Source organism: Aeromonas sp. R6-1 (assembly GCF_040908165.1).
Classification (GTDB): Bacteria; Pseudomonadota; Gammaproteobacteria; order Enterobacterales; family Aeromonadaceae; genus Aeromonas; species Aeromonas caviae.
This window is the reverse complement of record NZ_JBFODF010000051.1, coordinates 1-20,251: the sequence shown is the minus strand read 5'-3', so window position 1 is coordinate 20,251 and position 20,251 is coordinate 1. Positions and strand designations below refer to the sequence as shown.

General features: G+C 56.4%; 18 protein-coding genes and 1 tRNA gene. All 19 read left to right on the top strand.

Annotation, left to right across the window (positions count from 1 at the left end; translation table 11 throughout):
• The coding region (gene tuf, locus AB5Y68_RS16585; protein WP_017788708.1) for an elongation factor Tu at window positions 1-1,137 on the top strand (1,137 nt) is incomplete at its 5' end.
• A gap of 52 nt (window positions 1,138-1,189) precedes the next feature.
• Window positions 1,190-1,266 (top strand) — tRNA-Trp (locus tag AB5Y68_RS16580).
• Between the two features lie 60 nt (window positions 1,267-1,326).
• Window positions 1,327-1,698: a preprotein translocase subunit SecE gene (gene secE / locus AB5Y68_RS16575; protein WP_010675960.1), complete on the top strand. Its 372-nt coding sequence runs from the start codon at window positions 1,327-1,329 to the stop codon at window positions 1,696-1,698.
• Window positions 1,699-1,707: 9 nt separating this feature from the next.
• Window positions 1,708-2,259 carry a transcription termination/antitermination protein NusG gene (gene nusG / locus AB5Y68_RS16570; protein WP_010675959.1) on the top strand — a complete coding sequence of 184 codons (552 nt, stop codon included), beginning with the start codon at window positions 1,708-1,710 and terminating at the stop codon, window positions 2,257-2,259.
• 134 nt (window positions 2,260-2,393) lie between these two features.
• Window positions 2,394-2,822, top strand: a complete 429-nt coding sequence (gene rplK / locus AB5Y68_RS16565) for a 50S ribosomal protein L11 (protein WP_005306313.1) — start codon at window positions 2,394-2,396, stop codon at window positions 2,820-2,822.
• A gap of 4 nt (window positions 2,823-2,826) precedes the next feature.
• On the top strand, window positions 2,827-3,528 hold the full coding sequence (gene rplA, locus AB5Y68_RS16560; RefSeq protein WP_010675958.1) for a 50S ribosomal protein L1: 702 nt from the start codon (window positions 2,827-2,829) through the stop codon (window positions 3,526-3,528).
• 256 nt (window positions 3,529-3,784) lie between these two features.
• Window positions 3,785-4,285, top strand: coding sequence for a 50S ribosomal protein L10 (gene rplJ, locus AB5Y68_RS16555; RefSeq protein ID WP_005339895.1), 501 nt, complete (start codon window positions 3,785-3,787; stop codon window positions 4,283-4,285).
• 51 nt (window positions 4,286-4,336) lie between these two features.
• Window positions 4,337-4,702 carry a 50S ribosomal protein L7/L12 gene (rplL, locus tag AB5Y68_RS16550; protein WP_010675957.1) on the top strand — a complete coding sequence of 122 codons (366 nt, stop codon included), beginning with the start codon at window positions 4,337-4,339 and terminating at the stop codon, window positions 4,700-4,702.
• A 223-nt stretch (window positions 4,703-4,925) separates the two neighbouring features.
• Window positions 4,926-8,954 (top strand): DNA-directed RNA polymerase subunit beta, encoded by a 4,029-nt coding sequence (rpoB, locus tag AB5Y68_RS16545; RefSeq protein ID WP_039040981.1) that lies wholly within the window; start codon window positions 4,926-4,928, stop codon window positions 8,952-8,954.
• A 91-nt stretch (window positions 8,955-9,045) separates the two neighbouring features.
• Window positions 9,046-13,350 (top strand): DNA-directed RNA polymerase subunit beta', encoded by a 4,305-nt coding sequence (rpoC, locus tag AB5Y68_RS16540; RefSeq protein ID WP_010675955.1) that lies wholly within the window; start codon window positions 9,046-9,048, stop codon window positions 13,348-13,350.
• A 197-nt stretch (window positions 13,351-13,547) separates the two neighbouring features.
• Window positions 13,548-14,264 (top strand): transcriptional regulator, encoded by a 717-nt coding sequence (locus AB5Y68_RS16535; RefSeq protein ID WP_010675954.1) that lies wholly within the window; start codon window positions 13,548-13,550, stop codon window positions 14,262-14,264.
• Window positions 14,265-14,290: 26 nt separating this feature from the next.
• On the top strand, window positions 14,291-14,671 hold the full coding sequence (locus tag AB5Y68_RS16530; RefSeq protein WP_010675953.1) for a RidA family protein: 381 nt from the start codon (window positions 14,291-14,293) through the stop codon (window positions 14,669-14,671).
• Window positions 14,672-14,757: 86 nt separating this feature from the next.
• Window positions 14,758-15,150 (top strand): sulfurtransferase complex subunit TusD, encoded by a 393-nt coding sequence (tusD, locus tag AB5Y68_RS16525; protein WP_010675952.1) that lies wholly within the window; start codon window positions 14,758-14,760, stop codon window positions 15,148-15,150.
• A 9-nt stretch (window positions 15,151-15,159) separates the two neighbouring features.
• Window positions 15,160-15,516, top strand: coding sequence for a sulfurtransferase complex subunit TusC (gene tusC, locus AB5Y68_RS16520; protein ID WP_039040982.1), 357 nt, complete (start codon window positions 15,160-15,162; stop codon window positions 15,514-15,516).
• Between the two features lie 7 nt (window positions 15,517-15,523).
• Window positions 15,524-15,802 carry a sulfurtransferase complex subunit TusB gene (tusB, locus tag AB5Y68_RS16515; RefSeq protein ID WP_039040983.1) on the top strand — a complete coding sequence of 93 codons (279 nt, stop codon included), beginning with the start codon at window positions 15,524-15,526 and terminating at the stop codon, window positions 15,800-15,802.
• A 181-nt stretch (window positions 15,803-15,983) separates the two neighbouring features.
• Complete coding sequence (gene rpsL / locus AB5Y68_RS16510) at window positions 15,984-16,358, top strand: 30S ribosomal protein S12 (RefSeq protein WP_005306278.1); 375 nt, start codon at window positions 15,984-15,986, stop codon at window positions 16,356-16,358.
• A 93-nt stretch (window positions 16,359-16,451) separates the two neighbouring features.
• A complete protein-coding gene (gene rpsG / locus AB5Y68_RS16505; RefSeq protein WP_010675949.1) occupies window positions 16,452-16,922 on the top strand; it encodes a 30S ribosomal protein S7 in 471 nt (156 codons plus the stop codon).
• Between the two features lie 75 nt (window positions 16,923-16,997).
• Window positions 16,998-19,103, top strand: coding sequence for an elongation factor G (gene fusA, locus AB5Y68_RS16500; RefSeq protein WP_010675948.1), 2,106 nt, complete (start codon window positions 16,998-17,000; stop codon window positions 19,101-19,103).
• Between the two features lie 54 nt (window positions 19,104-19,157).
• On the top strand, window positions 19,158-20,251 hold a 1,094-nt coding region (gene tuf / locus AB5Y68_RS16495; RefSeq protein WP_005306258.1), incomplete at its 3' end, for an elongation factor Tu.

Here is a 20,251-nt window from a genome sequence, read left to right as displayed (position 1 = left end):
ACCATCGGCCACGTTGACCACGGTAAAACCACCCTGACCGCCGCCATCACCAACGTGCTGGCCAAGCACTTCGGTGGTAAAGCTTTCGCCTTCGACCAGATCGACAAGGCACCGGAAGAGCGTGAGCGTGGTATCACCATCAACACCTCCCACGTAGAATACGACACTGCTACCCGCCACTACGCCCACGTAGATTGCCCGGGTCACGCCGACTACGTTAAAAACATGATCACCGGCGCTGCCCAGATGGACGGCGCAATCCTGGTAGTAGCAGCGACTGACGGCCCGATGCCGCAGACTCGTGAGCACATCCTGCTGGGTCGTCAGGTAGGCGTTCCGTACATCATCGTGTTCATGAACAAGTGCGACATGGTAGATGACGAAGAGCTGCTGGAACTGGTCGAGATGGAAGTTCGCGAACTGCTGTCCGAGTACGACTTCCCGGGTGATGACCTGCCGGTAGTACGTGGTTCCGCACTGAAAGCGCTGGAAGGCGAAGCTCAGTGGGAAGAGAAGATCCTGGAACTGGCTGGCCACCTGGACACCTACATTCCGGAGCCGGAGCGTGCCATCGACCAGCCGTTCCTGATGCCGATCGAAGACGTCTTCTCCATCGCAGGCCGTGGTACCGTAGTTACCGGTCGTGTAGAGCGCGGTATCGTCAAGGTTGGTGAAGAAGTGGAAATCGTTGGTATCAAAGATACCACCAAGACCACCTGTACCGGCGTTGAAATGTTCCGCAAACTGCTGGACGAAGGTCGTGCAGGTGAGAACGTTGGCGCGCTGCTGCGTGGCGTGAAGCGTGAAGACGTAGAGCGTGGTCAGGTACTGGCCAAGCCGGGCACCATCAAGCCGCACACTAAGTTCGAATCCGAAGTGTACGTGCTGTCCAAAGAAGAAGGTGGTCGTCACACTCCGTTCTTCAAGGGCTACCGTCCGCAGTTCTACTTCCGTACTACCGACGTGACCGGTACCATCGAACTGCCGGAAGGCGTAGAGATGGTCATGCCGGGCGACAACATCAAGATGGTTGTTACCCTGATTGCGCCGATCGCGATGGACGACGGCCTGCGTTTCGCCATCCGTGAAGGTGGCCGTACCGTAGGTGCTGGTGTTGTAGCCAAAGTTATCGCTTAATCTTGGCTTACATAAATAAAGCAAAGCCCCTATAATAGGGGCTTTCTTATGCAGGGGCGTAGTTCGAATTGGTAGAACAGCGGTCTCCAAAACCGATGGTTGCGGGTTCGAGTCCTGCCGCCCCTGCCATATACCTCGTCTCGTACGGGGCTTTTGTGTCTTTGGTTACGTCAGATACAGGTGGGTTGTATGAGTGTTAGTTCTGAGGGTCAGGGCGGAAGCAAGGATACCCTGCTTTGGGGCCTGGTTTTCATCATCCTGGCGGCCGCTGTAGTGGGCAATTACCTGCTGAGCGACGTTATTGCTGCCGTCCGCGCCCTGGGTGTGGTCGTTGTCATCGCTGCTGCCGGTGCAGTGGCCCTGCAAACCACCAAGGGCAAGGCAACACTGGCGTTTGCCCGTGAGTCTCGCCTGGAAGTCCGCAAGGTCGTATGGCCGACCCGTCAGGAAGCCATTCAGACAACCCTGATTGTGCTGGCGGTGACTGCCGTGATGGGGCTGCTGCTGTTCGTGTTGGACGGCGCCTTGGTCTGGTTGGTCAACTTGATTACCGGTGTGTAAGGATAAGCCATGACTGAACAACGTGAACAGCGTATGAGATGGTATGTCGTGCAGGCATTTTCCGGCTACGAAGGCCGTGTTGCCAAATCCCTGCGTGAACATATCAAGATGCATGGCATGGAAGAGCTGTTTGGTGAAGTGCTGGTCCCGACCGAAGAAGTGGTCGAGATGCGTGCTGGCCAGAAGCGCAAGAGTGAGCGCAAATTTTTCCCGGGATACGTCCTGGTCCAGATGGTGATGGATGAAACCACATGGCACTTGGTACGCAATGTACCACGTGTAATGGGTTTCATCGGCGGTACCTCCGATCGCCCTGCTCCTATCTCCGATAAAGAAGCGGATGCCATCCTCAATCGTCTGCAAGATGCCCACGACAAGCCGCGTCCGAAAACCCTGTTTGAACCGGGTGAGATGGTCCGGGTTGCCGATGGTCCGTTCGCCGACTTCAACGGTACCGTTGAAGAGGTGGACTACGAAAAGAGCCGCGTGAAGGTCTCCGTACTGATCTTCGGCCGCTCAACGCCGGTAGAACTGGATTTTGGTCAGGTCGAAAAAGGCTGATTAATCTCTGTACGCTTAACGGTTGTCAGGGGCAGCGATTATCTCTATAATTCGCTGCCCCTTTATTTGTTGGGGAGCCGTTTGCAGGAGCATGTCTCCGAGGCGTTAGAACCCATTTTTGAGGTATTTTTGTAATGGCTAAGAAAGTCACAGCTTATATCAAGCTGCAAGTTAAGGCTGGCAGTGCTAACCCCAGCCCTCCCGTTGGTCCTGCTCTGGGTCAGCACGGTGTGAACATCATGGAATTCTGTAAGGCATTCAACGCCCGTACAGAAAAGCTGGAAAAAGGTTCTCCGACTCCGGTCGTGATCACCGTTTACAGCGACCGTTCCTTCACCTTCGAAACCAAGACTCCGCCCGCTTCCTTCCTGCTGAAGAAAGCCGCTGGTATCCAGTCTGGTTCCGCCAAGCCGAACAAAGACAAGGTTGGTAAGGTGACTGTGGCTCAGCTGCAAGAAATCGCCAAGACCAAAGAGCCGGATATGACTGGTGCCGATCTGGATGCAAAAGTACGTTGCATCGCCGGTTCCGCTCGTTCCATGGGCCTGGTAGTGGAGGAGTAAGACAATGGCTAAACTGTCCAAGCGTATGCGCGTTATTCGCGAAAAAGTTGACGGTACCAAAGAGTACTCCATCAACGAAGCCATTGCCCTGCTGAAAGAACTGGCTACCGCCAAGTTCGTTGAAAGCGTTGACGTTGCCGTTAACCTGGGTATCGATGCTCGTAAATCCGACCAGAACGTACGTGGTGCAACTGTACTGCCGCACGGTACCGGTCGTGACATCCGTGTCGCCGTGTTCACCCAGGGTGCCAATGCCGAAGCCGCCAAGGCTGCCGGTGCTGAACTGGTTGGTATGGACGACCTGGCCGAGCTGGTCAAGAAAGGCGAGATGAACTTCGACGTCGTCATCGCATCCCCGGATGCCATGCGTGTTGTTGGTCAACTGGGTCAAATCCTGGGCCCGCGCGGTCTGATGCCGAACCCGAAAGTGGGTACCGTCACTCCGAACGTAGCCGAAGCCGTCAAGAACGCCAAGGCTGGTCAGGTTCGTTACCGTAACGACAAGAACGGTATCATTCATACCACTCTGGGCAAGGTCTCTTTCAACGAAGTTCAGCTGAAAGAAAACCTGGAAGCGCTGCTGGTTGCCTTGAAGAAGGCCAAGCCGTCCTCCGCCAAGGGTGTATTCATCAAGAAAGTCAGCATCTCCACCACCATGGGTGCCGGTGTTGCCGTAGACCAAGCTTCCCTGGAAGCTCAGGCCTAATTGATGGGTTTTACAAGGCGCAAAATTTAATCTATAATTTTGCGCCTTGATTGGTTGGGGGTTTCGACCTCCGTCCAAGACCGCAGGAGGCCGCAAAGCCTTAATTCTTCCTGCGTAGACGGTGCCGGAAACCCAGCGAGAAAGATTCTTTCTCTTCTGGAATCCTGCTACCGCATCGTTCCCCTCTGTTGTAAAGGTAGGGGGGATGTGTCAGTACTGGGTCAACAGACCCGGATTCAATCCAGGAGTTAAGCCAATGGCATTGGGACTCGAAGACAAAAAGGCAATTGTTGCTGAAGTCAACGAAGCTGCCAAAGGCGCTCTTTCTGCAGTTGTAGCCGATTCTCGCGGCGTCACTGTAGACAAGATGACCGTCCTGCGTAAGACCGCTCGTGAAGCTGGTGTGTACATGCGCGTTGTGCGTAACACCCTGCTGCGTCGCGCGGTAGAAGGTACCGAATACGAGTGCCTGAACGACGCATTTACCGGTCCTACCTTGATTGCTTTCTCTAACGAACACCCGGGCGCTGCCGCTCGTCTGTTCAAAGAGTTTGCCAAAGCGAACCAAAAGTTCGAAATCAAGGCTGGCGCTTTTAACGGTGAGTTTATCGCCGCAGCACAAATTGATCGTCTGGCCACGCTGCCGACTTACGAAGAAGCAATTGCGAAGTTGATGGCTACCATGAAGGAAGCCTCTGCTGGCAAGCTGGTTCGTACTATCGCTGCTGTTCGCGACCAGAAACAAGCTGCTGCTTGATTCTCGCCTATCTAGGCTGTTTGAGTTTATTCAACATCAGGAATTTTTGTCATGTCTATCACTAAAGACCAAATCATTGAAGCCGTTGCTTCCATGTCCGTAATGGAAGTTGTTGAGCTGATCGAAGCTATGGAAGAGAAGTTCGGTGTTTCTGCCGCTGCTGCCGTCATGGCCGGCCCGGCTGCTGCTGAAGCAGTAGAAGAGAAGACCGAGTTCGACGTAGTTCTGACTGCTGCTGGCGCCAACAAAGTTGCCGTCATCAAGGCCGTTCGTGGCGCTACCGGTCTGGGCCTGAAAGAAGCCAAGGACCTGGTAGAAGCTGCTCCGACCAATCTGAAAGAAGCCGTGTCCAAGGACGAAGCTGAAGCTCTGAAGAAAGAGCTGGAAGCTGCCGGTGCTTCTGTTGAGATCAAATAATCTGCATTTATGTAGATTAGCCTGATAAAACAGGCTAAGGCTGGTGAATCTTTATTCACCAGCCTTTTTGCGCTGTAGACTGAGAGTATTTCACACCGTTCACGACTCTCGGTGCACCAGCAATCCGGACCGCCTCATCGTCCGGGCCAACACAAAACGGTGTTGAGACAGAGCTGTCCCGTGGGGACAGAGTGGGTCACTTATCAGCGAGCTGAGGAACCCTATGGTTTACTCTTATACCGAAAAAAAACGCATACGTAAGGACTTCGGTAAGCGAGACCAGGTACTGGACACGCCTTATCTGTTGTCCATTCAGCTGGACTCCTTCAAGCAGTTCATCGAGGCTGACCCGGAAGGTGAGTACGGCCTAGAAGCCGCCTTCCGTAGCGTTTTCCCGATCACCAGTTACTCCGGTAGTGCTGAGCTTCAGTATGTCAGCTATCGCCTGGGTGAGCCGGTATTTGACGTAAAAGAATGCCAGATCCGTGGAGTGACCTACTCCGCGCCGCTGCGTGTCAAGCTTCGTATGGTTCTGTACGACCGTGAAGCAGCTGCCGGCACCGTCAAAGATATCAAGGAACAAGAAGTATACATGGGCGAGATTCCGCTCATGACCGAGAACGGCACCTTTGTCATCAATGGTACCGAACGGGTTATCGTCTCCCAGCTGCACCGCAGCCCGGGGGTCTTCTTCGACCACGATAAAGGCAAAACACATTCATCCGGTAAGGTATTGTATAACGCCCGCGTTATCCCCTACCGTGGCTCCTGGCTGGACTTCGAGTTCGATGCGAAAGACAACCTGTTTGTCCGTATCGACCGTCGTCGCAAACTGCCGGCCTCCATTATTCTGCGCGCCCTGGACTTCAGTTCCGAAGAAATCCTGGCCACCTTCTTCGAGACCATCGGTTTCGAGGTCAAGGATGGCAAGTTGATGATGGATCTGGTGCCCGAGCGCCTGCGTGGCGAGACCGCGACCTTCGACATCATTGCCAATGGCGCCGTGGTGGTCGAGACCGGTCGTCGTGTCACTGCCCGTCACATCCGTCAGCTGGAAAAAGACGGCATCACTCAGATCGAGGTGCCGGTAGAGTATGTTGTTGGCAAAGTTGCAGCCAAGAACTATGCACATCCGCAGACTGGTGAAATGGTCGTGACTGCCAACCAGGCCCTGAGCCTGGAAGCAGTTGCCAACCTGTCCCAGGCCGGCTTCAAGCACTTCGAGGTTCTGTTCACCAACGAACTGGATCACGGTGCCTACATGTCCGAGACCCTGCGTATCGACTCCAGCTCCAGCCGCCTGGAAGCCCTGGTCGAGATCTATCGCATGATGCGTCCGGGCGAGCCGCCCACTCGCGAAGCGGCCGAGCAGCTGTTCGAGAACCTGTTCTTCTCTTCCGAGCGTTACGACCTGTCTACCGTAGGTCGGATGAAGTTCAACCGCCGTTTGGGTCGTGAAGACGAGACTGGCGTTGGCGTGCTGACCAAGGACGATATCGTCGAGGTCATGAAGCGCCTGATCGACATCCGTAACGGTAACGACGAAGTGGACGATATCGACCACCTTGGTAACCGTCGTATTCGTTCCGTCGGTGAAATGGCCGAGAACCAGTTCCGTGTCGGTCTGGTCCGTGTCGAGCGTGCGGTGAAGGAGCGCCTCTCCCTGGGCGATCTGGACACCCTGATGCCGCAGGATCTGATCAACGCCAAGCCGATCTCCGCCGCGGTCAAAGAGTTCTTTGGTTCCAGCCAGCTGTCCCAGTTCATGGACCAGAACAACCCGCTGTCCGAAGTGACCCACAAGCGCCGTATCTCCGCGCTGGGCCCGGGCGGTTTGACCCGTGAGCGTGCCGGTTTCGAAGTTCGAGACGTACACCCGACCCACTACGGTCGTCTGTGCCCCATCGAAACGCCGGAAGGTCCGAACATCGGTCTGATCAACTCGCTGTCCGTGTATTCCCGCACCAACGAGTACGGTTTCCTCGAGACCCCGTACCGCAAGGTGATCGACGGTGTGATCACCGACGAAGTGGATTACCTGTCTGCGATTGAAGAAGGCAAGTACGTGATCGCACAGGCCAACGCCGCGACCACCGAAGATGGCCGTCTGAAAGATGAATTGATCCCGTGCCGTCACAAAGGTGAATCCACCTTTATGAACGCCGACCAGATCCAGTACATGGACGTGAGCCCGCAACAGATCGTCTCTGTGGCAGCGGCCCTGATCCCGTTCCTGGAACACGATGACGCGAACCGCGCATTGATGGGTTCAAACATGCAACGTCAGGCTGTACCGACCCTGCGCGCTGACAAGCCGCTGGTAGGTACCGGTATGGAACGCGCCGTGGCCGTTGACTCCGGTGTCACCGTAGTGGCCAAGCGTGGCGGCATGATCGACTACGTCGACGCCTCCCGTATCGTTATCAAGGTCAATGAAGATGAGCTGCTGCCAGGCGAAGCCGGCATCGACATCTACAACCTGACCAAGTACACCCGTTCCAACCAGAACACCTGTATCAACCAGCGCCCCTGCGTGATGCTGGGTGAGCCGGTGATGGCCGGTGACGTGCTGGCTGACGGCCCGTCCACCGATCTCGGTGAACTGGCGCTGGGTCAGAACCTGCGCGTCGCGTTCATGCCGTGGAACGGTTACAACTTCGAAGACTCGATCCTGGTGAACGAGCGCGTGGTTCAGGAAGATCGCCTGACCACCATCCACATCCAGGAACTGGCCTGTATCTCCCGTGACACCAAGCTGGGTCCGGAAGAGATCACTGCTGACATCCCGAACGTGGGTGAAGCCGCTCTGTCCAAGCTGGACGAGTCCGGTATCGTCTACGTGGGTGCCGAAGTGAAGGGCGGCGATATCCTGGTCGGCAAGGTAACTCCGAAAGGTGAAACCCAGCTGACTCCGGAAGAGAAGCTGCTGCGCGCCATCTTTGGTGAGAAGGCGTCCGACGTGAAGGACTCTTCCCTGCGAGTGCCGAACGGTGTGTACGGTACCGTGGTTGACGTGCAAGTCTTTACCCGCGATGGCGTGGAAAAAGACAAGCGCGCCAAAGAAATCGAAGAGATGCAGTTGAAGGAAGCGAAGAAGGACTTGACCGAAGAGTTCAAGATCCTGGAAGACGGCATTTTCGGCCGTTCCCGCAACCTGCTGCTGGCCGCCGGTTACAGCGAAGATCGTCTGAACAAGCTCGATCGTTCCAAGTGGTTTGAGCTGGCCATCGAAGATGAAGCCAAGCAAATCGAGCTGGAGCAGATCGCTGAACAGCACGTTGAGCTGAAGGCCGAGTTCGACAAGAAATTCGAGAACAAGCGTCGCAAGATCATCCAGGGCGATGACCTGGCGCCGGGCGTACTGAAGATCGTCAAGGTCTATCTGGCCGTCAAGCGTCGCATCCAGCCGGGTGACAAGATGGCGGGCCGTCACGGTAACAAGGGTGTTATCTCCAAGATCTGTCCGGTCGAGGATATGCCTCATGACGAGTACGGCCGTCCGGTCGACATCGTACTGAACCCGCTGGGCGTACCGTCTCGTATGAACATCGGTCAGATCCTCGAAGTGCACCTGGGCCTCGCGGCCAAGGGCATCGGCGAGAAGATCGACCGCATGATCAAAGAACAGCGCGAGCTGCACGAGATGCGCGAGTTCCTGCAACAGGTCTATGACCTGGGCGAGAAGGACTCCCAGCAAGTGAACATTGCCGAGCTGTCTGACGACGACGTACGTACCCTGGTGGGTAACCTGCGTAAGGGTCTGCCGGTGGCTACACCTGTCTTTGATGGTGCCAAAGAGCGCGAAATCAAAGCCTTGCTGAAGCTGGCCGATCTGCCGGAATCCGGTCAGATCTCCCTGTTCGACGGTCGTACCGGTAACGCCTTCGAGCGCAAGGTCACCGTGGGTTACATGTACATGCTGAAGCTGAACCACCTGGTAGACGACAAGATGCACGCGCGTTCTACCGGTTCCTACAGCCTGGTTACCCAGCAGCCGCTGGGTGGTAAGGCGCAGTTCGGTGGTCAGCGGTTCGGTGAGATGGAAGTGTGGGCCCTGGAGGCTTACGGTGCGGCATATACCCTGCAGGAAATGCTGACCGTCAAGTCTGACGATGTGAACGGCCGTACCAAGATGTACAAGAACATCGTGGATGGCGACCACCGTATGGAGCCGGGCATGCCCGAATCCTTCAACGTATTGCTGAAGGAAATCCGCTCTCTGGGTATCAACATCGAGCTGGACGAAGAGTAAGAGCTCGCTCTTATTGTTCGAGAATTGACGTGGGCGCCCCGCTGTTTCGGCAGCCGGGGCGCCGAGGTTAGACTCCTGACAGGGGAAACACGTGAAAGACTTACTCAAGTTTTTGAAGGCTCAGACCAAGACCGAAGAGTTTGACAGTATCAAGATCGGTCTGGCCTCTCCTGACATGATCCGCTCCTGGTCATTCGGTGAGGTCAAAAAGCCTGAGACCATCAACTACCGGACTTTCAAGCCGGAGCGTGATGGTCTGTTCTGCGCCCGTATCTTCGGACCGGTGAAGGACTACGAGTGTCTGTGCGGCAAGTACAAGCGCCTGAAACACCGTGGTGTGATCTGCGAGAAGTGCGGTGTAGAAGTGACCCAGACCAAGGTCCGTCGTGAGCGCATGGGCCACATCGAGCTGGCCAGCCCGACTGCCCACATCTGGTTCCTGAAGTCCCTGCCGTCCCGTATCGGTCTGCTGCTGGACATGACCCTGCGTGACATCGAGCGCGTGCTGTATTTCGAATCCTATGTAGTGATCGAACCCGGCATGACCAACCTCGAGCGCAGCCAGATGCTCTCCGAAGAGAACTATCTGGACGCACTGGAAGAGTGGGGCGACGAATTCGACGCCAAGATGGGTGCCGAGGCCATTCTGGCTCTGCTGCGCGCCATCGATCTGGAAGGCGAAGTCAAAGCCATGCGTGAGGAGCTGGATCAGACCAACTCCGAGACCAAGCGCAAGAAGACCACCAAGCGTCTGAAGCTGATGGAAGCCTTCCTGCAATCCGGCAACAAGCCGGAGTGGATGATCATGACAGTGCTGCCCGTGCTGCCGCCGGACCTGCGTCCGCTGGTACCGCTGGACGGCGGTCGTTTCGCGACCTCCGATCTGAACGATCTGTACCGTCGCGTGATCAACCGTAACAACCGCTTGAAGCGTCTGCTGGATCTGGCTGCGCCTGACATCATCGTGCGCAACGAAAAGCGCATGCTGCAAGAGTCCGTGGATGCCCTGCTGGACAACGGCCGTCGTGGTCGTGCCATCACCGGTTCCAACAAGCGCCCGCTGAAATCCCTGGCCGACATGATCAAGGGTAAGCAAGGTCGTTTCCGTCAGAACCTGCTGGGTAAGCGTGTCGACTACTCCGGTCGTTCCGTTATCACCGTAGGTCCGACCCTGCGTCTGCATCAGTGCGGTCTGCCGAAGAAGATGGCACTTGAGTTGTTCAAGCCCTTCATCTACGGCAAGCTGGAATCCCGCGGTCTGGCGACCACGATCAAGGCCGCCAAGAAGATGGTGGAGCGCGAAGAAGCCGTCGTCTGGGACATCCTGGACGAAGTGATCCGCGAACACCCGGTTCTGCTGAACCGTGCGCCGACCCTGCACCGTCTGGGTATCCAGGCGTTTGAACCGACCCTGATCGAAGGCAAGGCCATCCAGCTGCACCCGCTCGTCTGTGCCGCCTATAACGCGGACTTCGACGGTGACCAGATGGCGGTCCACGTACCGCTGACCCTGGAAGCCCAGCTGGAAGCGCGTGCCCTGATGATGTCCACCAACAACATCCTGTCGCCTGCCTCCGGTGAGCCGATCATCGTTCCTTCTCAGGACGTGGTCTTGGGTCTGTACTACATGACCCGTGCCCGTATCAACGCCAAGGGCGAAGGTATGGTGCTGTCCGGCCCGAAAGAGGCCGAGAAGGTCTACCGTGCCGGTCTGGCCGACCTGCATGCTCGCGTCAAGTGCCGCATCACCGAGTACGTGAAGAACGAAGCCGGTGAGCTGGTTGCCAAGACCGAGATGAAGAACACCACCGTTGGTCGTGCGATCCTGAGCCTGATCCTGCCCAAAGGCATGGAATACGCCCTGATCGACGAGCCCAAGGTACTGACTGCTGCAGAGCAGGCTGACCTGGACGCCAACCCGCAGAACTGGATCAAGTGCGTCTCCAACAAGGCGCTGGGCAAAAAGCTCATCTCCCGTCTGCTGAACACCTGCTATCGCAAGCAGGGCCTGAAGGATACCGTCATCTTCGCTGACCAGCTGATGTATACCGGTTTCCACTACGCGGCCCTGTCCGGTGCCTCTGTTGGTATCGATGACATGGTCATTCCGGATGCCAAGAAAGACATCATCGCTGCTGCAGAAGCCGAAGTCGCCGAGATCCAGGACCAGTTCCTGTCCGGTCTGGTGACCGCGGGCGAACGTTACAACAAGGTTATCGATATCTGGGCCAGCGCGAACGATCGCGTCTCCAAGGCCATGATGGACAACCTTTCCAAGGAGCGTAACGTCAACTCCCTGGGCGATGAGGAAGAGCAAGCCTCCTTCAACAGCATCTTCATGATGGCCGACTCTGGTGCGCGGGGCTCCGCCGCCCAGATCCGTCAGCTGGCCGGTATGCGTGGCCTGATGGCGAAGCCGGATGGCTCCATCATCGAAACGCCGATCGTGGCGAACTTCCGTGAAGGTCTGAACGTACTGCAGTACTTCATCTCCACTCACGGTGCTCGTAAAGGTCTGGCGGATACCGCACTGAAGACAGCGAACTCCGGTTACCTGACCCGTCGTCTGGTTGACGTGGCCCAGGACATGGTGATCACCGAGGACGATTGCGGCACTACCGACGGTCTGTGGATGACTCCGCTGATCGAAGGTGGCGACGTGGTCGAGCCGCTGCGTGAGCGCGTGCTGGGTCGTGTGGTGGCCGAAGACGTGATCAAGCCGGGTACCGAGGATGAAGTGCTGGTAGCGCGCAACACCCTGCTCGACGAGCAGCTGTGTGACCTGCTGGAGCGCAACTCCGTCGACCGCGTGAAGGTACGTTCTGCCATCACCTGTGAGACCGACTTCGGTAACTGTGCTCACTGCTACGGCCGTGATCTGGCCCGTGGTCACCTGGTTAACAAGGGTGAGGCTGTCGGTGTTATCGCCGCTCAGTCCATCGGTGAACCGGGTACCCAGCTGACGATGCGTACCTTCCACATCGGTGGTGCCGCATCCCGAGCGGCTGCCGAGAGCAGCATCCAGGTGAAGAACACCGGTAGCATCAAGTTGCAGAACGCCAAGTTCGTTCTGAACAACTCTGACAAGCTGGTTATCACCTCCCGTTCTACCGAGCTGACCATCATGGACGAGATGGGCCGTACCAAGGAAAGCCACAAGCTGCCTTACGGTTCCGTGCTGGAAGTGAAGGATGGCGAAGCGGTGAACGCCGGTGATACCGTCGCGAACTGGGACCCGCACACCCACCCGATCATCACCGAAGTGGCGGGTCGTCTGCACTTCGAACACATGATCGACGGTGTGACCATCACTCGTCAGACCGACGAGCTGACCGGCCTCTCTTCCATCGTCGTACTGGATGTCAACGAGCGTCCGAGCGCCGGTAAAGAGATGCGTCCGACCGTGAAACTGGTCGATCTGAATGGCAAGGATGTGATGATCCCGGGCACCGACGTTCCCGCCCAGTACTTCCTGCCGGGCAAGGCGATCGTGAACCTGGAAGATGGTGCCAACGTGGGCGTGGGTGACGCGGTTGCGCGTATCCCGCAAGAGTCCAGTGGTACCAAGGACATCACCGGTGGTCTGCCGCGCGTTGCGGATCTGTTCGAAGCACGTCAGCCGAAAGAGCCGGCCATCCTGGCCGAGATCTCCGGTACCATCTCCTTCGGGAAAGAGACCAAGGGCAAACGTCGTCTGGTCATCACCCCGACCGATGGTGGCGAGATCTATGAAGAGATGATTCCGAAATGGCGTCACCTCAACGTGTTCGAAGGTGAAAAAGTTGAGAAGGGTGAAGTGCTGGCGGACGGTCCCGAATCTGCTCACGACATCCTGCGTCTGCGCGGTATCAGCCCGGTCGCCAACTACATCGCCAACGAAGTGCAGGACGTTTACCGTCTGCAAGGCGTTAAGATCAACGACAAGCACATCGAAGTCATCGTGCGTCAGATGCTTCGCAAGTGCGAGATCCTGAGCGCTGGCGACACCGACCTGATCGAAGGTGAACAGGTTGAAGTGGCCCGTGTGAAGATTGCCAACCGTAAACTGGTTGCCGAAGGGAAGACCCCGGCTACCTACCGTCATATCCTGATGGGTATTACCAAGGCATCTCTGAGCACCGAGTCCTTCATCTCCGCGGCTTCCTTCCAGGAGACCACCCGCGTGCTGACCGAAGCAGCCGTTGGTGGCAAGCGTGATGAACTGCGCGGCCTGAAAGAGAACGTGATCGTGGGTCGTCTGATCCCGGCTGGTACCGGCTTTGCCTACCACCACAGCCGCATCAACCAGCGTGCCGCCGCAGCCCGTGCTGTCGGTGTGCCGCAGGTGACTGCCGATGAAGCTCAGCAAAACCTGGCGGATCTGCTCAACGCAGCCGGCAGTTTTGACGAAGAGTAATCTTCAGCTGCAGTGATCGAAAAGGGCCCCTTCTAGGGGCCCTTTTTTTATTTCCCATCCGGCGCCCAGCGTGCACTGGGCTGGGGCAGGGGGATGATCCAGTGCAAGGTTATAGAGCAAAAAATCAAAAAAAGTTGACATTGCCCCGTCGCAACTGAAAACTCGGGAAAGTTGAATGGGTATTACAGGGGTAGAACATGGCTGTCGGTATCGAGGAAGTACTGCTTCCCGAAGAGCAACTGAGCGGTCGCGCTTTTACAGACGAAGACAGGGAGCTGTTGCGTTCATATGGGGGCCTTATCGAAGGCCTGGCCGATCTGTTCGGCAAGCACTGCGAGGTGGTGCTCCACTCCCTGGAAAATCTGCATGAGTCCGTGATCCAAATCGCGAATGGTTTCAATACGGGTCGAACTCTGGGGGCGCCGATCACCGATCTCGCCCTGCGGATGCTCAAGGACATCGAGAGCACGGGTCAGGATCACACCCAGAGTTATTTTGCCCGCAGTCGGACCGGTGCCTTGATGAAGTCGAGCACCATCGCCATCCGTAACCGCGACAAGCAGGTGATCGGCCTTATCTGCATCAATTTGCACATCAATGCGCCTTTCCACGAGTTCGTGGCCGAATTCTTCCCGACACCACAGCAGGTGGAGCGGCAATCACCGGAGACCTTCGCCAACAGCGTCGAAGAGCTGGTTGCCCAGACGGTGGACAACACCATCGACGAGATCAATCGTGATCCCTCCGTGGCCAACAATGCCAAGAACCGTTTTATCGTGACCCAGTTGTTCGAGAAGGGCATATTTGATATCAAGGACTCGATCAACCTGGTCGCCGACAAGCTGAATATTTCCAAACATACCGTGTATCTCTACATCCGACAGCGCAAGCAGGGTGAAGAAGAGAGTGAGTAAGCGCCATAGATAGGGGATAGATAACAATGGCTAAAGAAGTGATTGCAACCGACAAGGCGCCTGCCGCAATTGGCCCTTATGTCCAGGCTACCAAGCTGGGTGAGCTGGTCTTTACCTCCGGGCAGATCCCGCTCGATCCGGCCACCATGGACATCGTTGCCGGTGGCATCGAGGCTCAGGCAGAGCAGGTGATGAAGAATCTGGTTGCCGTCTTGAAAGCCGCAGGAGCCGATACCAGCAAGGTACTGAAGACCACCTGCTTCCTGAGTGACATGAACAACTTCGTGGCCTTCAACCAGGTGTATGCCCGCTACTTTGGCGAATCCGCTCCGGCACGTTCCTGCGTGGAGGTCGCTCGTCTGCCCAAGGATGTGCTGGTCGAAGTCGAAGCCATCGCTTACGTCTGAGCCTGTTTCATTGGAAAAGCCCCTCCCAGGAGGGGCTTTTGCGTCTGTGAGGTAGAATGGATGCACCGCTGTGCAGGAGTGCGATCATGAGTCTGAATTTTGCTCTGCTGGTCACCGGGCCCGCCTATGGCACCCAGACGGCCAGCACGGCCTATCGTTTTGCCCTGAGTCTGGTCGAGCAGGGACACCGCTTGTCCCACCTCTTCTTCTATCAGGAGGGGGTGTGCAATGCCAATGGCCTCCATGCGCCAGCCAGCGATGAGACCGACCTGGTGGCACTGTGGCGCGAGTTGGCCATCCAGCAGGGCATCCGCATCGATGTGTGTGTGGCTGCGGCCATGCGCCGTGGCGTGCTGGATGAGCAGGAGGCCAAGGGAATGGGACGGGAGCATTTCAATCTGGAAGCCCCATTCTGCCTGAGCGGGCTCGGTCAGTTGGCGGAAGCTGCACTGACCGCTGATCGCTTCGTTCAGTTCTAGGGGGACAAAATGACCAGAATAGCGTTTATCTCACGGCGTGGTCCCCATGGTTCGGCGAGTGGTCGGGAGGGGCTGGATGCTCTGCTGGCCACCTCTGCATTGACGGAGTCCCTGGCACTCTTTCTGGTGGGGGATGGCGTAATGCAACTGGTGAGGGAGCAATCACCACACGCCATATTGCAGCGTCACTACGCCCCGACCTTCAAGATGCTGGAACTGTATGACATCGAGGAGATCTATGTCTGTGCGGTGTCACTGGCTGAGCGAGGACTGACGGTGGCTGATCTGCTAATTCCAGTTATTCCGCTCTCTCCTGCGGAAATTCGCCGTAGCTGGGCGGGTTTCACCACCCACATCGGCTTCTGAGGTGTCCGTGATACAGCTGATATTGAACTCTCCCTTCATGAGCCAGGATCTCGAGTTGGCGTTGCGTTACCGCATGGAAGGGGATCTGGTGGTGTTGATGCAGGATGCCGTGATGGCGGCGGCTGCCCCCGGGTGGTGCGAGCGCTTGGCAGAGGTCCCCCTGTACGTCATGAAGGAAGACCTGCAAGCGAGAGGCTTGTCATCCGGGGTCGGGATGGAACTCGATATGCCGGGTTTGATCAGGTTGATCGCCGAGCACGGATCACCGCAGACCTGGGGCGGTTAGACTTGGTTTTCCTTTTTATCTCAGTTGCTTAGCATAATGTCATTCGACTGTCATTTGCCATTTCGGTGTGCAAATTGTATAAATCTTGACTCCCCAGACAACAGGGCATAAAATTTCGCGTCCCCGTATCTGCGGGGAGGATTTTTCACACGTTTATGAAGTCATTATCAGGAGCCTTTTGATGGCAACTATTAACCAGTTGGTTCGCAAGCCACGCATCAAGCTCGTTGTGAAAAGCAACGTGCCGGCGCTGGAAGCGTGCCCTCAGAAGCGTGGCGTATGCACCCGTGTATACACCACCACCCCGAAGAAGCCTAACTCTGCACTGCGTAAAGTATGCCGTGTACGTCTGACCAACGGCTTCGAAGTCACCTCCTACATCGGTGGTGAAGGTCACAACCTGCAAGAGCACTCTGTTGTTCTGATTCGTGGCGGTCGTGTAAAAGACTTGCCAGGTGTTCGTTATCACACCGTTCGTGGTGCGTTGGACTGTGCCGGTGTTAAAGACCGTAAGCAGGCTCGCTCCAAGTACGGCGTGAAGCGTCCGAAAGCTTAATGGTTCTCCGTTAAGTAAGGCCAAACGTTAATTCGTTTCTAGTTAGATAACTTTCTAGTTTTGGGTAACCCCTGAAGTTACGGAGAATTTGAAATGCCAAGACGTCGTGTTGTTGGTCAGCGTAAAATCCTGCCGGATCCCAAGTTCGGATCTGAGCTGCTGGCTAAATTTGTCAACGTAGTAATGGTTGACGGTAAGAAATCTGTTGCAGAAGCCATCGTTTATGGCGCCCTGGACATCATTGCCACCAAATCTGGCAAAGAGCACCTGGCCCTGTTCGAAGTCGCTCTGGACAACATTCGTCCGGCGGTCGAGGTTAAATCTCGTCGCGTCGGTGGTGCAACCTATCAGGTGCCGGTAGAAGTTCGTCCGGTACGTCGCAATGCTCTGGCAATGCGCTGGTTGGTTGATGCCGCTCGTAAACGTGGTGAAAAATCAATGGCTCAGCGTTTGGCTGGCGAGCTGCTGGATGCCGCTGACAATAAGGGTTCGTCTGTCAAGAAACGTGAAGACGTTCACCGTATGGCTGAAGCGAACAAGGCCTTCGCTCACTTCCGCTGGTAATCCGCTTGCGCAGGGTCTTATGACTCTGCGCACCTTTAATTATCTGGGGACAAGCGCCCTAGTAAGAGGATGACAATGGCTCGTACAACCCCCATTGAGCGTTATCGTAATATCGGTATCTCCGCTCACATCGACGCCGGTAAGACTACTACTACCGAGCGCGTTCTGTTTTACACCGGTGTAAGTCACAAGATCGGTGAAGTTCACGATGGCGCCGCCACCATGGACTGGATGGAACAGGAACAAGAGCGTGGTATCACCATCACCTCCGCCGCGACCACCGCTTTCTGGTCCGGTATGGGTAAACAGTTCCAACCGCACCGTATCAACATCATCGATACCCCGGGCCACGTTGACTTTACTATCGAAGTAGAGCGTTCCATGCGTGTTCTGGATGGCGCCGTGATGGTGTACTGTGCCGTAGGTGGCGTACAGCCCCAGTCTGAAACCGTATGGCGTCAGGCTAACAAGTACAAGGTTCCCCGTATCGCGTTCGTCAACAAGATGGACCGTACCGGTGCTAACTTCCTGCGCTGCGTTGAGCACATCAAGACCCGTCTGAAAGGTAACCCGGTTCCTCTGCAACTGAACATCGGTTCCGAAGAGAACTTCAAGGGCGTTATCGACCTGGTCAAGATGAAAGCCATCAACTGGAGCGAAGCTGACCAGGGCGTATCCTTCGACTACGAAGACGTCCCGGCCGAGCTGCTGGAACAGGCGCAAGAAATGCGCATGAACCTGGTTGAAGCCGCTGCTGAAGCGTCTGAAGACCTGATGGAAAAATACCTGGGTGGTGAAGAACTGACTGAAGAAGAGATCAAGAAAGCTCTGCGTCAGCGTGTTCTGAACAACGAAATCATCCTGGTTACCTGTGGCTCCGCGTTCAAGAACAAGGGCGTACAGGCCATGCTGGATGCCGTGGTCGAGTACCTGCCGGCTCCGACCGACGTTGCTGCTATCGACGGTCTGAAGCTGGATGGCGAGACCAAGGACGAGCGTCACGCTTCCGATGACGAGCCGTTCTCTGCTCTGGCATTCAAGATTGCTACCGACCCGTTCGTGGGCAACCTGACCTTCTTCCGTGTTTACTCCGGTGTGGTCAACTCCGGTGACTCCGTGCTGAACTCCGTTAAAGAGAAGCGCGAGCGTTTCGGCCGTATTGTTCAGATGCATGCCAACAAGCGTGAAGAGATCAAAGAAGTTCGCGCAGGCGACATCGCTGCTGCCATCGGCCTGAAGGACGTCACCACCGGTGATACCCTGTGTGACGAAAGCGCACCGATCATCCTGGAGCGTATGGAATTCCCGGAGCCGGTAATCTCCATCGCCGTTGAGCCGAAATCCAAGGCTGACCAGGAGAAGATGGGTCTGGCTCTGGGTCGTCTGGCTCAGGAAGATCCGTCCTTCCGCGTATGGACCGACGAAGAATCTGGTCAAACCATCATCGCCGGTATGGGTGAGCTGCACCTGGACATCATCGTTGACCGTATGCGTCGCGAGTTCAAGGTAGAAGCCAACGTAGGTAAGCCGCAGGTTGCCTACCGTGAAACCATCCGCAACACCGTCAAGGACATCGAAGGCAAGCATGCCAAGCAGTCCGGTGGTCGTGGTCAGTACGGTCACGTCGTTATCGACATGTACCCGCTGGAAGAAGGCAAAGCCTACGAATTCGTCAACGACATCAAGGGTGGCGTGATTCCAGGCGAATTCATCCCGGGTGTTGACAAGGGTATCCGCGAGCAGCTGAAGTCCGGCCCGCTGGCAGGCTATCCGGTAATGGATCTGGGTGTGCGTCTGCACTTCGGTTCCTACCACGATGTCGACTCTTCCGAACTGGCGTTCAAGATCGCTGCTTCTCTGGCGTTCAAGGCTGGCTTCATGAAGGCCAACCCGGTACTGCTCGAACCGATCATGAAGGTCGAAGTCGAGACTCCGGAAGACTACATGGGCGACGTGATCGGTGACCTGAACCGTCGTCGCGGCCTGATCGAAGGCATGGAAGATGGCCCGTCCGGCAAGATCGTACGTGCGCTGGTGCCGCTGGCCGAAATGTTCGGTTACGCCACCTCCCTGCGTTCTGCTACCCAGGGTCGTGCTTCCTACGCCATGGAATTCGCCAAGTATCACGATGCCCCGACCAACGTCGCCCAGGCCGTGATCGAAGAGCGCAAATCCAAGTAATTTAAGATTCCCCGCCTACGACGGTAGGCGGGTTTAACCTAGAAGGACTACGTCGTGTCTAAAGAAAAATTTGAGCGTAATAAACCGCACGTAAACGTCGGCACCATCGGCCACGTTGACCACGGTAAAACCACCCTGACCGCCGCCATCACCAACGTGCTGGCCAAGCACTTCGGTGGTAAAGCTTTCGCCTTCGACCAGATCGACAAGGCACCGGAAGAGCGTGAGCGTGGTATCACCATCAACACCTCCCACGTAGAATACGACACTGCTACCCGCCACTACGCCCACGTAGATTGCCCGGGTCACGCCGACTACGTTAAAAACATGATCACCGGCGCTGCCCAGATGGACGGCGCAATCCTGGTAGTAGCAGCGACTGACGGCCCGATGCCGCAGACTCGTGAGCACATCCTGCTGGGTCGTCAGGTAGGCGTTCCGTACATCATCGTGTTCATGAACAAGTGCGACATGGTAGATGACGAAGAGCTGCTGGAACTGGTCGAGATGGAAGTTCGCGAACTGCTGTCCGAGTACGACTTCCCGGGTGATGACCTGCCGGTAGTACGTGGTTCCGCACTGAAAGCGCTGGAAGGCGAAGCTCAGTGGGAAGAGAAGATCCTGGAACTGGCTGGCCACCTGGACACCTACATTCCGGAGCCGGAGCGTGCCATCGACCAGCCGTTCCTGATGCCGATCGAAGACGTCTTCTCCATCGCAGGCCGTGGTACCGTAGTTACCGGTCGTGTAGAGCGCGGTATCGTCAAGGTTGGTGAAGAAGTGGAAATCGTTGGTATCAAAGATACCACCAAGACCACCTGTACCGGCGTTGAAATGTTCCGCAAACTGCTGGACGAAGGTCGTGCAGGTGAGAACGTTGGCGCGCTGCTGCGTGGCGTGAAGCGTGAAGACGTAGAGCGTGGTCAGGTACTGGCCAAGCCGGGCACCATCAAGCCGCACACTAAGTTCGAATCCGAAGTGTACGTGCTGTCCAAAGAAGAAGGTGGTCGTCACACTCCGTTCTTCAAGGGCTACCGTCCGCAGTTCTACTTCCGTACTACCGACGTGACCGGTACCATCGAACTGCCGGAAGGCGTAGAGATGGTCATGCCGGGCGACAACATCAAGATGGTTGTTACCCTGATTGC